The sequence below is a fragment of the Chryseobacterium sp. FR048 genome (genome assembly GCF_056844665.1).
Genome location: NZ_JBXDSE010000015.1, coordinates 16,279 through 30,778 on the forward strand (window position 1 = coordinate 16,279; position 14,500 = coordinate 30,778).

Here is a 14,500-nt window from a genome sequence, read left to right on the forward strand (position 1 = left end):
GTTTTCATTGAGATCAACCCACATTGGTACGCTGGTACATTGGTATATTGTTAGATTATTATGAATAAATTCCTCCGTTAATATTAATGACTTCTCCTGTAATGTAGGAAGATTTTTTAGATGCTAAAAATGCAACAAGATCAGCCACTTCTTCTGCCTCACCGAATCTGTTGGCAGGAATCATCGCCTTCAGTTCTTCTTCATTAAATTCCTGAGTCATATCTGTTTTGATAAACCCCGGAGCTACTGCATTCACTGTAACATTTCTTTTGGCCACTTCCTGAGCAAGCGCTTTTGTAGCGCCTACCAAAGCTCCTTTTGCGGCAGAATAATTCGTCTGACCGGCTGTTCCTTTTACTCCGGATACAGAAACCATATTGATGATCCTTCCGTACTTATTACGAAGCAGCTTTTGAATAAAAAAATTGGTTACATTGAAAAATCCGTCCAGACTTGTATTGATTACATTGTTCCAGTCTTCTTTCTGCATCCACATAAACAGTCCGTCTCTCGTGATTCCGGCATTATTGACGATCACTTCTACCACAGCATCCGGATGATTCTCCTGCCATGCCGTTAAAACAGTCTGTGTTTCTTCTGTATTCCCTACATCAAATTTAAGAATTTCTCCTGTAGAACCCAATTCTTTCACTTTAGCCAAAGTTTCTCTGGCTGCGGTCTCATTGGAAGCGTAGTTGATCAGAATATGGTAGTTTTTCTCTTCTGCCAGTTTTATACAGATGGCTCTGCCGATTCCTCTGGAGCCTCCTGTTACAATTGCACATTTCATGCGTTAGTGTTTATTTCGTTTTTAGTTTTTTTTAGTAAGCTTGTAATGTCTTTTTTATTAGACAATTTATTACTGCTAATAATTACATTGCTTTGAAATATTTCTTCACTTCTTCCAGATATGGATACATCACCATATCATCAGAGAAGGCAGGAATAATTTTTCTGATGGCGTCATACAGCTCTTTTGTAGATGATGAAACCTTATCCTGGAACCCAAGATATTCAATGGCCTGGATAATCGTAATGGCTTCGATTGCCAATACTTCAAAAGCATTTTCAATAACTTTTCTGCAGATAACCGCAGCATTGGTTCCCATACTTACAATATCCTGATTGTCATTATTATTCGGGATACTGTGTACATACATAGGATTCGACAGCATCTGGCTTTCTGCCGTAGTAGATGTTGCTGTAAACTGTACGCCCTGCATTCCAAAGTTAAAACCTAATTTACCTAAATTGACAAAAGGAGGCAAAATTTCGTTGATCTTAGCATTCAAAAGATAGTTCAACTGTCTTTCTGCAAGCATTGTCAGCTTGGTAACAACAATTTTAAGCTTGTCCATTTCCAGAGAGATGTAGTCTCCGTGGAAGTTTCCTCCGTGATAAACATGCTGGTCTTCAACATTGATGATCGGGTTATCATTCGCAGAGTTGATTTCGTTCTCAAGAACTTTCTCTGTATATTCTAATGTATCGAGTACCGGACCTAAGATCTGAGGTACACATCTTAAAGAATAATACTCCTGGACTTTTTCTTTAAATACCTTTTCCTGTTCTTCGAAATGAGTATAAAGGTGATCTTCTCTCTTTCTGATCAGTTTACTGTCTGCCAGGTGAGCACGCATTCTTCTTGCCACTTCCTGCTGACCGTAATGTTTTTTCGTTCCGTTCAAAGCTTCTGATAAATGATCATCGTAAGCCTGAACAATCTCATTAATCGCACAGGAAAGTCTCAGGGAAATATCTGTAAGCTGATTAGCTTTATAAGCATTTACAATACCAATTCCTGACATTACGGAAGTTCCGTTCATCAAAGCAAGACCTTCACGGATCTCTACCTGTATCGGCTCCAACCCTTCTGCTTCGAAAACTTCTTTCGTAGATTTTCTTTCTCCTTTATAAAAGACTTCTCCTTCTCCAATCAATACCAAAGCAAGGTGAGCCAGCTGAACAAGGTCACCGCTTGCCCCTACTCCGCCATGTTCGAAGATCAATGGGGTAATATCTCTGTTGATCAGTTCCTGAAGAAGGTAAATAACAGACTGGTGTACTCCTGAGTTTCCTAATGAAAGGGTATTGAGTCTTGCCAGCATACAAGCTTTTACTTCCTGTGCAGGCAAAGGGTTTCCGATTCCTGAAGAGTGGCTTCTGATCAGGTTATACTGAAGCTGGTGGGTATCTTCATCACTGATCTTGAATTGGGCCATCGGTCCAAAACCGGTATTCACACCGTATATTACTTTATTTTTCGAAAATTCTTTTAAAAACTGAAAACTCTTATCCACTCTTGATAAAAGTGATTCATCCAGTTCTATTTTTTCATTTCCAATGATAATTTTTTGAAAGTCTTTCAGCTCTAAAAAGTTATTTATTTTCATCAATTAAAAGTAATAGTTGATAATTTTGTAAAATATTAATTATTTGTCACTAATTTTGCGGCAAAGATAAAAGTTATTATTAAAATAAAAAATCAAAGATGAGCAAAGAATTTGTTGACGTTCTTGTAATCGGGGCTGGACCTTCCGGATGCGTGTCTTCTTCGTACTTAAAGAAGAACAACGTCAACGTAAAAGTAGTCGAAAAGACAAAATTCCCCAGACTGGTAGTTGGTGAGAGCTTAATACCGAGGGTAATGGACCACTTTGACGAAGCCGGACTTTTTCCTGCACTAGACAAAATGGGCTTTGAAAAAAAGTTGGGAGCACGTTTCCTTCGTGGCGACGAGGTCTGCATTTTTGATTTCAGCAATAAATTCGGAGAGGGCTGGGACTGGACCTGGCAGGTACCGAGAGCTGATTTTGATAATACTCTTGCTCAGGAGGTTATCAATAAAGGAATTGATCTTGAATTTGAAACAGAAGTAATCGACATCCGATTTGATGGAACTGATTCTGTAACAACGGTAAGAAATAACGATGGGGAAACCAAAGAGATCCATGCTAAATTCGTGATCGACTCCAGTGGATATGGAAGAGTTTTACCCCGTTTACTGGATCTTGAAAAACCTTCAAAACTTTCTCCTCACTCTGCCATTTTCTCTCATGTAAATGATCTCAACAGAGAACCGGGGGAAGAGGGAACTTTAATTTCTTTTGACATCATTGAAACGGAGGTATGGCTATGGGTAATTCCTTTTTCTAATGGAAATACCAGTTTAGGAATTGTAGGGCCTACCGACTATATCGAAAAACTATCTGAAAATGGAGATACTACGGAAGCTTTAAGAAAAGCAATCTCACTTTCGGATTATTATGTAAAGCGTTTCGGCAATGTAGATTTTCTTTTTGAACCTAAACACCTGAAAGATTATTCATGTTCTGTGAAAAGTCTGTTTGGAAACGGTTTTGCATTGACAGGAAATGCTTCTGAGTTCCTTGATCCTGTTTTCTCTTCGGGAATGGCTTTTGCCACAGAATCAGGAATGCTGGCAGCCAAACTGGCTTTAAGACAACTGAACGGAGAAAAGATAGACTGGCAGACAGAGTATACCGACTATATTCTATATGGTGTAGATGTTTTCACCACTTATGTGAAAGAATGGTACACCGGAAATCTTCAGGAATTATTCTTCCATCAGCCGGAAAACCCGGATGTAAAGAAAAAGATATGTGCCGTATTAGCAGGATATGTATGGAACAAAGACAATCCTTTTGTGAAAAAGCACGATACGGTGATTAAGAATCTTGCGAACCTGATCAAACTGGAAAAACAGGAACAGCAAAATCAACTATAAAAAAAACGGTCTGAAAATTCAGACCGTTTTTTGTTTTTATTTCAAAGCAGCTTTGATTTCTTTTCCCAGCTTTTTACCGGTAACTTCATAGGCTGCAGCGATTCTTCCGTATTCCCATCCAAATTCTTTATTCCCTTTGTTACCTTCTACTTTATCTGCATGCAGTTTCATCACTACTTTTGAAGGATTATCAGTTTCTACAAATGTCAGATCTGCCGTTAATTTTCCGGGCTGAGAACCGATCATTCCGCCATACCATCCTGCATAGATCCATTTTGCATCAACGATCAGGGTATATTTTGTGTGAGCATCTGTTTTGAAAGCAATTTTCTTTGATTTTTCATTCAAGCCTTTAAGAAAAAAGTCAGCATATCTCGAAGATTTGAATATTCCCCACTGAGAATTCCATTCTACCCAGGTAGATTCTCCTTTTTTAGCGGTAATATCCGCTTTTCTGTTTTCCAGATACTGAGCTTCTGTAAGGTTCTTTTCGTGGAAAGTAGCATTTTCAAATATGAACTGAACGTTCACTTCGGTCTGATCTTTCAGAAAATTAAAATTTCCGGATTCAAAGTTAATCTGATCCTGAGCAAACGTTGTCGTTGCAATTGCCATAAAGAATAGCAAAAATAATTTTTTCATGGATTGTTTTATTTAAATTTTACTGCGGCAAATATAGACTAAAAGCCATTCAACAGAAATAGTAAATATTATTTTTTATTCTCTCTTCAAATGGAGAGACTGAACACAAAAAAACGACCTGAAATTCAGATCGTTTTTGTTTCTATTTTAAATTCCTTTTGATTTGTCTTGATAAAACTTTCCCTATAGACTCATAAGCAGCCGCAAGCCTTCCATATTCCATCACCGTTACATCCATCCCGGAAAATCTGTCGTATTTATTAAGTTCTACGGTCGCCAGAACCACGGAAGGATTCTCTGTTTCTACTAACTGTATGCCTCCACTCATTGCGGTAGGCATTGCAATCAATCCGGCATGCCAGCCCGGGAATATCCATTTTGTGTTCAGGATCAATGTATATTTCGCAGGAGTTTCTTTTTTAAATGAAATCTGTTTGGAAGACGCATTCAACCCCTTCAGAAGGCGATCTATATAGTCTTCCCTTTTATACTTTTCCCATTCTTCACTCCACTCCTTCCATGCTGTTTCTCCTCTTTTAGGGTTGTCCAGCACCTGCTTCTTTCTGTTTTCAAGGTATTGAGCTTCCGTAATATTTTCTTTCATGAATAATACATTCTCAAACTTAAGCTCTACATTCACCACAGACTGATCTTTCAATACTCCGAAATCTCCCGAAACAAGTTTCATCTTCTCCTGTCCGAAAGCTGCTGTTATCATCATCATGAAGAACAACAATAATAATTTTTTCATAGTTTATTAGTTTTTTTAATGCCTTGATCGTATAAAAAAGCAGGACTTCGCTTCTTTTCTTTTTGAATTTAATTTTATCTTAAATCGATAAATGTAATCGGCTTTCTGCTGTTCGGATTGAAAACCGTTTTAGACAACACATCAAAGTCTATGATTTCAATTTTAGGGCTTACTCTCAATTTTGCACGGAAGTGATCTCTAACCTCATTGACGAAACTTTCCTGTTCAGCTTCTGTACTCAATTTGATGATGATCTCATCAAGACCGATTTCATTTGCCTGAATAACGATCTGGTAGCATAAAATATTGTTGAAATCATTCAGAATATCGTTCATTGCCGGTGGATACAGTGTTGTCCCCTTATATTTGATCATCTGCTGTTTTCTACCCACTACAGGCCCCAGCCTCATTGTATTTCTTCCACATTCACATGGTTCATAGTGTGCTTTTACGAGATCCCCGGTTTTAAACCTCAGCAAAGGGATTGCTTCGACCCCCAGAGTGGTAATCGTCAGTTCTCCACTTTCTCCTTCTTTCACAGGATTTCCGTCGTCATCAAGAATTTCTGTAATGATCAGCTCAGGATGATGGTGCCCGCCCACCTGAAATTCGCATTCCGTGAAGGCTGTGCTCATTTCGGTAGAAGCATACGTAGAAAAGAGTTTTATGTCCCACTTTTCTTTGATCTTCTGCGAAAGGATATTATCTGTAAAATCCTGATTTTTGATACTTTCCCCGATGCACACTGCTCCATAAACGCTTGAATTCTTATAGTCAAGACCATGCTTTTCGGCATAATCGATCATTTTCAGTAAAAATGACGGAACGGTAATCAGATATTTGGGTTTGTATCTGAAGATAGAGTCCCATTGAAGCTCCGGAATTCCCGGACCCATTCTGACCACACTCGCACCCATTTTTCTTAAGCCTAAAAAATAAGCAAGTCCTGCCATGAAGCGTTTGTCTATCGTAGTAATCATCTGCACAACGTCTCCTTTCTGAATTCCTGCACAGGCAAAAGATATGGCTTCGTTGTAAGCCAGTCTTTCAAGGTCACTGTCTGACAACCCAAAAGTCACCGGATCTCCTAATGTTCCGGAAGTGGTACTGTAATCGACAATCTTATCCGGTGTAATACAGAAAAAATCATGATTATGCTGTTGCAGATCATTCTTCGTGGTAGTCGGGATCTTCTGAAGATCTTCCAACGTACGAATATCCCCGATCCTTATCTCATGTTCTCTGAAGAGTTTCTGATAAAAAGGTGAATGGGTTTCCAGATAAGCCAAAAGCTCATGAAGTTTTTCTTCCTGAAATTTTTTGATTTCCTGAATCTCTGCTTTCTCTATTGACGGATGAAATTCCAATGATTTTAATTTTTAAAAGGCAAATTTATTTAAAATTACACGATTGTAGGAGGTATTCATGTAAAATGTATGCATGATTTCGGTTACAGTTCTATCTGCGGAATGTAAAAGTCTGAGTATTTATATTTCCAGCAGTATTGATTGTGGTTACTCTTAAGCTATGTTCTCCTGAACCTTTGGAACATTTTTCGTCAAAAACGTAGACAAAATCATCTTTTACACGGGCAAACCGCAGCCAGTTCCCATCCAGTTCCGCACGGAATGAAACAATATCACCTACTTTAGTGGCACCTTTAAAGCGTAATGAATATCCATTTATCAAATTTCCTTCTTTCCAGTTTGGTGAAACTGATGGAAGGGTATTGTCAATGACCAATTTTGCGGTGCCCAATCTGTTGAACTTGCCTTCTACACGGTCACCATTCCAATTTCCTTTTACGGAAGTCCTGTCACTTCCATAGTCAAGGATGATTACAGCCTTATTCTTTTCTTCATTGGTTAATTTTCTGTTGGGTTTTATCTTCAAAGTATAATCATCATGTACAGGAATGTATGGACTATGTAAAACAATAGCATTGGAAGCGGCATTAGCATCTGTATCCGGTTTTTCGTAAGCATTAAAATTTACAGCATCATACACTGCGTTTTTACTGAAACTGATCTCTGCATTTTCAGTGTTGATCGTTTTTCCTTCATTAGGCATTACAATCTTATCTGTAGTTGAAACTTTGTCCGTTGTTTTGGTTAATTGAACTTTTGTGACCAGATGGCTTGTATTTCCTTTTACATCTTTTAGAATAATTTCAATATTGTGAATGTCTTCATCCTGAAGATTGATGATTCCCGTCAGATTGGGAACACTATAGTTTTGAAGCTTCATCCCCGGTAAAACAGACAAATGCTGAATGCTCATTTTATCTCTGCTGAATTTCGTATAATCTATACAGCCATTGAGATTACGGGTATCATCATAGCTCACCTTATCAATTGAAAAACCATATACCAGCTTTCCATCCATTAATAACTCCGCTTTATATATTCCAAGATTAAATCCCTGATTGGCTTTATCTACTGCTTTAATTCCAAAGCTTATCATGGGAGAATTGACTCTGACAACATCAGTAGTATAAGTATTTCCTGCCTTTTTAACGGCAATTCCGTTCGCGCCGGGCTGATAGGTACTGAATCTTCTGTCGTACCAATAGAGTCCGCTGATAACCGGAGCAACATTATCCGGAATATTAAATCCAAAAAACAACGGATTGATGCATTCTTCCGTTTTGGTATCTCTTATCTCGAAATGCAGATGAGGTCCTGCCGAGCCTCCCGTATTTCCACTCAATGCAATAAGCTGTCCCTTCGTTACAGGAAATTGCCCTGGCTGGAAAGTAATATCCTGCTCCCATTTTTCATCTTTGTATTGTCTTTCTTTTACATATTCATCAAGTTTATCGAAATATTTATTCAGGTGGGCGTAAACTGTGGTATATCCATTCGGGTGGGTAATATAAACGGCGTTTCCGAACCCATATCGTTCAACCTTGATTCGGCTTACATACCCATCTGCTGCTGCAACTACTGGTAAGTTTTCCTGGCTGTTGGTCCGCAGATCCAGCCCCATATGAAAATGATTCGTCCTTACTGCACCAAAGTTGGCGGCCAGCTGCATGGGAATATTCAGTGGATTACGGAAATAGTTTTGGGGATAATTTTGAGCCTGTGTGATAATGGCCGTTATCAGGCAGATCGCAACCATCAGTTTGGAGAAAGTTTTCATACAGCATTTGGGTTTTATGTCTACAGAATTCTAGCAATGATCGTGCTAATTTGCTATCATTGGCTGTGTTTTTATTTTTAACCGCGGATGATTGTGGAAAAGAGGTCTGTAAAACCTGGGAGAGATTATATTTAGGTTTTGACTAAAGCCAATGGATTTTGAATCTATTTTTCAAGCGGGCTAAAGCCCGCTCCTATTGAATGGAATAAATCGGGAAACAGGATCAAAAACAGGTATAAAAAAGAGACCGAAAACTCATTTATTCTCTACTCTCCACTCCCATTTTAACACTTTATCGGTTTATATTTCTGAAATTGAAGTTTTTAATAGAAATATCCACAGAAAAACATATATTATAAACCGACAAAATTTAGTAAATTTGCAGACTTAATTAATCAACGATATTGAGATATTTACAATGAGCCAATTTAAAGAATACAAAAACCTCAACCTTATTGACGTAGCAGAGAATGTAGCGGAATTTTGGAAACAAAATAAAACTTTCAATAAGAGTGTTGAGATTCGTGAGGGGCAACCTGAGTTTGTTTTTTATGAAGGTCCGCCTTCAGCAAACGGTATGCCTGGAATTCACCACGTAATGGCCAGAGCGTTGAAGGATATTTTCTGTCGTTATCAGACCCAAAACGGGAAACAGGTTTTCCGTAAAGCGGGTTGGGATACACACGGACTTCCTGTAGAGCTAGGCGTAGAAAAAGAATTAGGAATCACTAAGGAAGATATTGGCAAAAAAATTTCTATTGAAGATTATAACAAAGCTTGTCGTGAGGCAGTAATGCGTTATACCGATGTCTGGAATAACCTTACGGAGAAAATCGGATATTGGGTAGACCTTGATGATCCGTACATTACGTACAAGTCAAAATATATGGAAACGGTTTGGTGGTTGTTGAAGCAATTATACTGCAAAGACTTGTTGTACAAAGGCTATACGATTCAGCCCTACTCTCCAAAAGCAGGAACAGGACTTTCTTCTGCGGAATTAAATATGCCTGGAACTTATCACGATGTTTCTGATACTACGGTTGTAGCTCAGTTCAAAGTGAAAAAAGATTCATCTGCTTTATTCAGTGATATTGATGGAGATGTACATATCCTTGCATGGACGACGACTCCCTGGACGTTGCCATCCAACACTGCACTAACGGTAGGTAGAGACATTGAATATGTTTTGGTTAAAACTTTCAATCAATATACATTTGAACCGATAACTGTAGTATTATCCAGAGTACTTTTACCTAAAGTATTCGGTAAGAAATATGCTGAAGGTACAGATGAAGATTTTGCCAACTATACTCCGGAAACAAAAGTAATTCCGTTCAGAATTTTAAAAGAATTCACAGGAGAAAAACTTATTGATACAAGATATGAGCAATTAGTTCCTTGGTTTACACCGAACGATAACCCTGAAAATGCGTTCAGAGTAATCTTAGGGGATTTCGTAACTACTGAGGATGGTACAGGTATTGTGCATACAGCGCCTACTTTTGGTGCTGACGATGCGAGAGTTGCTAAAATGGCTCAACCTGAGATTCCTCCAATGTTGATAAAAGACGAAAATGACAGTCTTGTTCCATTGGTAGATTTACAGGGAAGATTTATTCAGGGAGAAAATGTTCCTGAAGTATTCTCAGGAAAATATATCAAGAACGAATATTACGATGAAGGAACTGCCCCTGAAAAATCATGGGATGTAGAACTTGCGATTGTGCTGAAAACAGAGAACAAGGCCTTCAAAGTAGAGAAATACGTTCACTCCTATCCACACTGTTGGAGAACTGACAAACCTGTATTGTACTATCCGCTGGATTCATGGTTTGTAAAGATGACTGCCGTAAAAGACAGATTGGTAGAGCTGAATAAAGAAATCAACTGGAAGCCAAAATCTACAGGAGACGGCCGTTTTGCCAACTGGCTGGAGAATGTGAACGACTGGAACTTATCCCGTTCAAGATATTGGGGTATCCCGTTACCAATCTGGAGAACAGAGGATCTGAAGGAAGAAAAGATCATTGGTTCTGTAGAAGAGCTATACAACGAAATCGAGAAATCGATTGCTGCAGGATTGATGGCTGAAAACCCTTTCAAAGGTTTTGAAATAGGAAATATGGCTGAATCCAACTATGAGCTTGTGGACCTTCACAAGAATGTAGTGGATAAAATCGTATTGGTTTCTGATTCAGGAAAAGCAATGAAGCGTGAAAGCGATCTGATCGACGTTTGGTTCGATTCAGGATCTATGCCTTATGCACAGCTGCACTATCCTTTTGAAAATAAAGAATTAATTGACAATCATAAAGCATTCCCTGCTGACTTCATTGCAGAAGGTGTTGACCAGACCCGTGGATGGTTCTATACGCTTCATGCCATCGGAACGGCTGTTTTTGACTCTGTTGCGTATAAAAATGTAATGAGTAACGGTCTTGTTCTGGATAAAAGCGGTCTGAAAATGTCAAAATCCAAAGGAAATGCAGTGGATCCATTCCAGACGCTTTCTACGTATGGACCGGATGCTACGCGTTGGTACATGATCTCCAATGCAAACCCTTGGGAAAATCTGAAGTTTGACAGTGATGGAATTGATGAAGTGAGAAGAAAGTTCTTCGGAACCCTTTATAACACCTATTCATTCTTTGCTTTATATGCAAACGTTGATGGATTCAATTATTCTGAAAAAGAAGTGGAAAACCGTCCTGAAATCGACAGATGGATTCTTTCTGAACTGAACTTATTGATCAAGGAGGTAAAGGCATTCTATGAAGACTACGAACCAACAAGAGTAGCAAGAGCCATCAGTAACTTCGTGAACGACAACTTGAGTAACTGGTACGTAAGATTGTGCAGAAGACGTTTCTGGAAAGGAGATTACTCTGATGATAAAATCTCTGCTTACCAAACTCTATATACTTGTTTGGAAACTGTTGCTAAATTATCTGCGCCAATCGCTCCGTTCTTTATGGATCAGTTGTATCAGGATTTAAATAAAGTGACAGGAAAAGAAAACTATGAATCTGTACACCTTACAGACTTCCCGGTTGCTGATGAAAGTTTAATCGACCAGGATCTGGTTGAAAAAACCCATCTGGCACAAAACATCACAAGTATGGTTTTCTCTTTAAGAAAAAAAGAGAATGTGAAAGTTCGTCAACCGTTACAAAAAGTATTGGTTCCTGTATTGGATTCTAAAACAGAAGAGCAGATTGTTGCTGTTGCAGATCTTATCAAGCAGGAAGTCAACGTGAAAGAACTACAATTGATCAATGCTGAGGAAGCATCACATTTAATTGTAAAACAGATAAAACCGAACTTCAAAGCGCTTGGTCCTAAATTAGGAAAAGACATGAAGGTGGTAGGCGCCGAGATCGCCAATCTTACTGCCGAGCAGATTTCCAGTCTTGAAAAAGAAGGAAAACTGGATGTTCAGGGATATGAGATCACTCTTGATGATGTGGAAATCTCAACAAAAGACATCCCGGGATGGACAGTGACTTCTGATGGAAAAACGACTGTGGCATTAGATTTGACGTTAACCGATGAGTTAAAATCTGAAGGAATCGCGAGAGAATTCATCAACAGGATTCAGAATCTGCGAAAAGAGAAGGATTTTGAGTTGACAGACAGAATCAATATCTCCATTGATGAGAATTCACCATTTATTGAAGATATTAAGAAAAATGAGGAATATATTTCTTCTGAAGTCTTGTCAAATAAAATAGAAATTGTATCTTCACTTTTAAATTTTAACGAAATCGAAATAGATGAGGTTAATTTTAAGATAAATATTGAAAAAAATTAACATGTAGTTATTGAATTTCAAATTCCATTTCATAATTTTATTAAAAAAGAGAAAGAATATGTCAGACGAAAGAGTTAGATACAGCGATGCTGATTTACAGGAATTTAGAGCGATTATTAAAGAAAAAATAGAAAAAGCGGAAAAAGATCTTCAGCTGATCAGAGAAAGTTTCATCAATGACCAGAACAATGGAACGGATGATACTTCACCTACATTCAAAGCATTTGAAGAAGGAGCAGAAACCTTGAGTAAAGAGCAGAACTCTATTTTGGCAGGAAGACAGGAAAAATTCGTGCGTGATCTTAAGAATGCTTTAATCAGAATCGAAAACAAAACGTACGGTGTTTGCAGAGTAACAGGGAAACTTATTCCTAAGGAAAGACTTTTAGCCGTTCCTCACGCTACGCTGAGCATCGAAGCGAAAAATATGCAGAAATAACCGTAAGGTTTGTAAAATAATATTGGGTTTATATGGTATCCTCGGATACTTTATAAACCTAATTTTTAATGTATACCCATGAGCGAAGTATTCATTTTAATCATCATCGTTGCAGCAGTTTTGGCATTTTTCAACAGAGAATGGATCAAAAACAGATTCTTTCCCGAGAAACATACCCACTACACCATCGATGATCAGTTTAATTCTGATAAACGTGACAGGGAGAAAGAAATAGACAGACTTTTGAGTAAGATGGGCAAGAACGGCATCAATGACCTTTCTGCAAAAGACAGAAAAAGACTTGATGAATTGTCTAAAATGTAAAATTTAAATATAAGAAATGGAATCTATCATAGTACATCCTAAAAATTCTATGGAGCTGAGCGCACTGAAAAGTGTATTAAAAGAAATGAACATTAAATTTGAAAAGGCTCACGTTAAAAGTTCATATAATGGACAGAAAGTAGTTAAGAAAGCCAGCGATAATAAAAATGTAAAGCCAGCTTCGAAACCGTCAAAACCTAAAGGGCAGTAATGAAAAAGATCTTAGCTATCACATTTTTGGTATTGTTAATAGACCAGGCTTCAAAAATCTATGTTAAGACCCACTTTGAGCTGAACGAGAGTGTTCCTGTGATCGAAGGTTTTTTTAATAAAACTTTTGTTGAAAATCCAGGAATGGCTTATGGCTTTCACTTCGGAGGCATCATCGGAAAATACTTCCTGGTGATCTTAAGGGTTTTCCTGATTGGAGGAATGGTCTATATGTTTAAAAAATGGCTGAAAGAGGGCGCTTCCAATTATCTTTTAGTACCCATGGCGATCATCTTTGCCGGAGCTATAGGAAATCTTATTGACGGGATGTTCTATGGAATGATCTTCGATAGCGGAACCGTATATGACGAAAGTACAGACCGATGGATTGGCTATGGCGGAATTTCTAAACTGGTATCTTTCGGACATGGATATTCTACCTTTATGAAAGGCTGTGTAGTAGATATGCTTCACTTCCCGGTTGTAGACTGGTATGTTCCAGACAGCTGGCCTTTAATTGGAGGCAAACATATTGAGTTCTTCAAATATATCTTCAATGTTGCCGATTCAGCGATTACCGTGGGGGCTGCACTTCTGTTAATTTTCAGAAAAAAAGCATTCCCGAACGGCCTTGAATTTTAAAAGATCTATTTTTCGGATGAAAAAAATAATCAAAAATATTTTTAAATTTTTCCTGCTTCTTCTGGTTGCAGGAATTATTTTTATAGCGTGGGCAAATTACAGCATCAAAAAAGACAGCGAGGCCTATGTTTCTTATCATATTGCTGAGGTACCCAAAGCTAAAACAGCTTTATTGCTCGGAACAGGTAAAACCCTGAGCAATGGTATGCCCAATGCTTATTTTGATAACAGAATTAAAGCCGCAACAGACCTTTATAAAAGCGGAAAGGTTCAATATATCATCGTAAGTGGTGACAATAGCTCAAAAGACTATAATGAGCCGGAAGATATGCAGGCAGCATTAGTCCAGCAGGGTATTCCTCAGGACAAAATTATTCTGGATCATGCAGGTTTCAGAACACTGGATTCTGTAGTAAGAGCCAAGGACATTTTCGGGCAAACTGAGTTGATCATCATTTCACAGAAATTCCACCATGAAAGAGCGGTATTTCTGGCCAGAAAAAACGGCATGAATGCCTTTGGGTATAATGCAGAAGATGTGAATAAATATGCGGGTTTAAAGACCAATCTGAGGGAATACTTCGCAAAGGCTAAAGTATATTGGGATCTTCTTCTCGGAGTAGAACCTAAGTTTGGTGGGGAGAAGATTGTGATTCCATAGTTTTATACCTTTCAAATCACTTTAATTTTACAGATGAGTGTGGAAGATAGGTTTTGGCTAAAGCCGATGGAAAAAGTTTTCTATGGTAAGGCGGGCTAAAGCCCACCTCTATTGATATAGCTGTG

13 protein-coding genes are annotated in these 14,500 nt (G+C 38.2%); 7 read left to right on the forward strand and 6 right to left on the reverse strand.

The window, feature by feature from the left end; all coding sequences use genetic code 11:
• Nucleotides 1–58 precede the first annotated feature (58 nt).
• Both flxB and flxA read right to left on the reverse strand, forming a co-directional pair.
• On the reverse strand, nucleotides 59–790 hold the full coding sequence (gene flxB, locus AC106K_RS26880; RefSeq protein WP_482448698.1) for a flexirubin biosynthesis SDR family reductase FlxB: 732 nt from the start codon (nucleotides 788–790) through the stop codon (nucleotides 59–61).
• Nucleotides 791–872: 82 nt separating this feature from the next.
• The gene (gene flxA / locus AC106K_RS26885) at nucleotides 873–2,393 is read right to left on the reverse strand and encodes a flexirubin biosynthesis tyrosine ammonia-lyase FlxA (RefSeq protein WP_482448699.1); all 1,521 of its coding nucleotides are present in this window, start codon (nucleotides 2,391–2,393) and stop codon (nucleotides 873–875) included.
• A gap of 98 nt (nucleotides 2,394–2,491) precedes the next feature.
• Between flxA and AC106K_RS26890 the strand changes: the two genes are divergently transcribed.
• Entirely contained in the window at nucleotides 2,492–3,748 is a 1,257-nt protein-coding gene (locus tag AC106K_RS26890) for an NAD(P)/FAD-dependent oxidoreductase (protein WP_482448700.1), read from the forward strand.
• A gap of 36 nt (nucleotides 3,749–3,784) precedes the next feature.
• Here the strand turns inward: AC106K_RS26890 and AC106K_RS26895 are convergent, their stop codons facing one another.
• The 4 genes from AC106K_RS26895 to AC106K_RS26910 all read right to left on the reverse strand — a co-directional run bounded on the left by AC106K_RS26895 (nucleotide 3,785) and on the right by AC106K_RS26910 (nucleotide 8,285).
• Nucleotides 3,785–4,390, reverse strand: a complete 606-nt coding sequence (locus AC106K_RS26895; RefSeq protein WP_482448701.1) for a hypothetical protein — start codon at nucleotides 4,388–4,390, stop codon at nucleotides 3,785–3,787.
• A gap of 142 nt (nucleotides 4,391–4,532) precedes the next feature.
• A complete protein-coding gene (locus AC106K_RS26900) occupies nucleotides 4,533–5,141 on the reverse strand; it encodes a hypothetical protein (RefSeq protein WP_482448702.1) in 609 nt (202 codons plus the stop codon).
• A 74-nt stretch (nucleotides 5,142–5,215) separates the two neighbouring features.
• Nucleotides 5,216–6,508: a flexirubin biosynthesis putative acyl-CoA ligase FlxY gene (gene flxY / locus AC106K_RS26905; protein ID WP_482448703.1), complete on the reverse strand. Its 1,293-nt coding sequence runs from the start codon at nucleotides 6,506–6,508 to the stop codon at nucleotides 5,216–5,218.
• A 91-nt stretch (nucleotides 6,509–6,599) separates the two neighbouring features.
• Nucleotides 6,600–8,285 carry a M23 family metallopeptidase gene (locus AC106K_RS26910; RefSeq protein ID WP_482448704.1) on the reverse strand — a complete coding sequence of 562 codons (1,686 nt, stop codon included), beginning with the start codon at nucleotides 8,283–8,285 and terminating at the stop codon, nucleotides 6,600–6,602.
• Between the two features lie 418 nt (nucleotides 8,286–8,703).
• Here AC106K_RS26910 and ileS point away from each other — a divergent pair, with 418 nt between their 5' ends.
• From ileS to AC106K_RS26940, 6 genes are all read left to right on the forward strand, one after another.
• Complete coding sequence (gene ileS / locus AC106K_RS26915; protein ID WP_482448705.1) at nucleotides 8,704–12,099, forward strand: isoleucine--tRNA ligase; 3,396 nt, start codon at nucleotides 8,704–8,706, stop codon at nucleotides 12,097–12,099.
• A 58-nt stretch (nucleotides 12,100–12,157) separates the two neighbouring features.
• The gene (locus AC106K_RS26920; RefSeq protein WP_045501318.1) at nucleotides 12,158–12,538 is read left to right on the forward strand and encodes a TraR/DksA family transcriptional regulator; all 381 of its coding nucleotides are present in this window, start codon (nucleotides 12,158–12,160) and stop codon (nucleotides 12,536–12,538) included.
• Between the two features lie 78 nt (nucleotides 12,539–12,616).
• Nucleotides 12,617–12,862 (forward strand): DUF6576 domain-containing protein, encoded by a 246-nt coding sequence (locus AC106K_RS26925; RefSeq protein WP_482448706.1) that lies wholly within the window; start codon nucleotides 12,617–12,619, stop codon nucleotides 12,860–12,862.
• Nucleotides 12,863–12,878: 16 nt separating this feature from the next.
• Entirely contained in the window at nucleotides 12,879–13,073 is a 195-nt protein-coding gene (locus AC106K_RS26930; protein WP_047097121.1) for a DUF2683 family protein, read from the forward strand.
• A complete protein-coding gene (locus tag AC106K_RS26935) occupies nucleotides 13,073–13,714 on the forward strand; it encodes a lipoprotein signal peptidase (protein ID WP_482448707.1) in 642 nt (213 codons plus the stop codon). Before AC106K_RS26930 ends, AC106K_RS26935 begins: the two co-directional genes overlap by 1 nt.
• A 16-nt stretch (nucleotides 13,715–13,730) precedes the next feature.
• Entirely contained in the window at nucleotides 13,731–14,375 is a 645-nt protein-coding gene (locus tag AC106K_RS26940; protein ID WP_482448708.1) for a SanA/YdcF family protein, read from the forward strand.
• The last annotated feature ends 125 nt before the right edge of the window (nucleotides 14,376–14,500 follow it).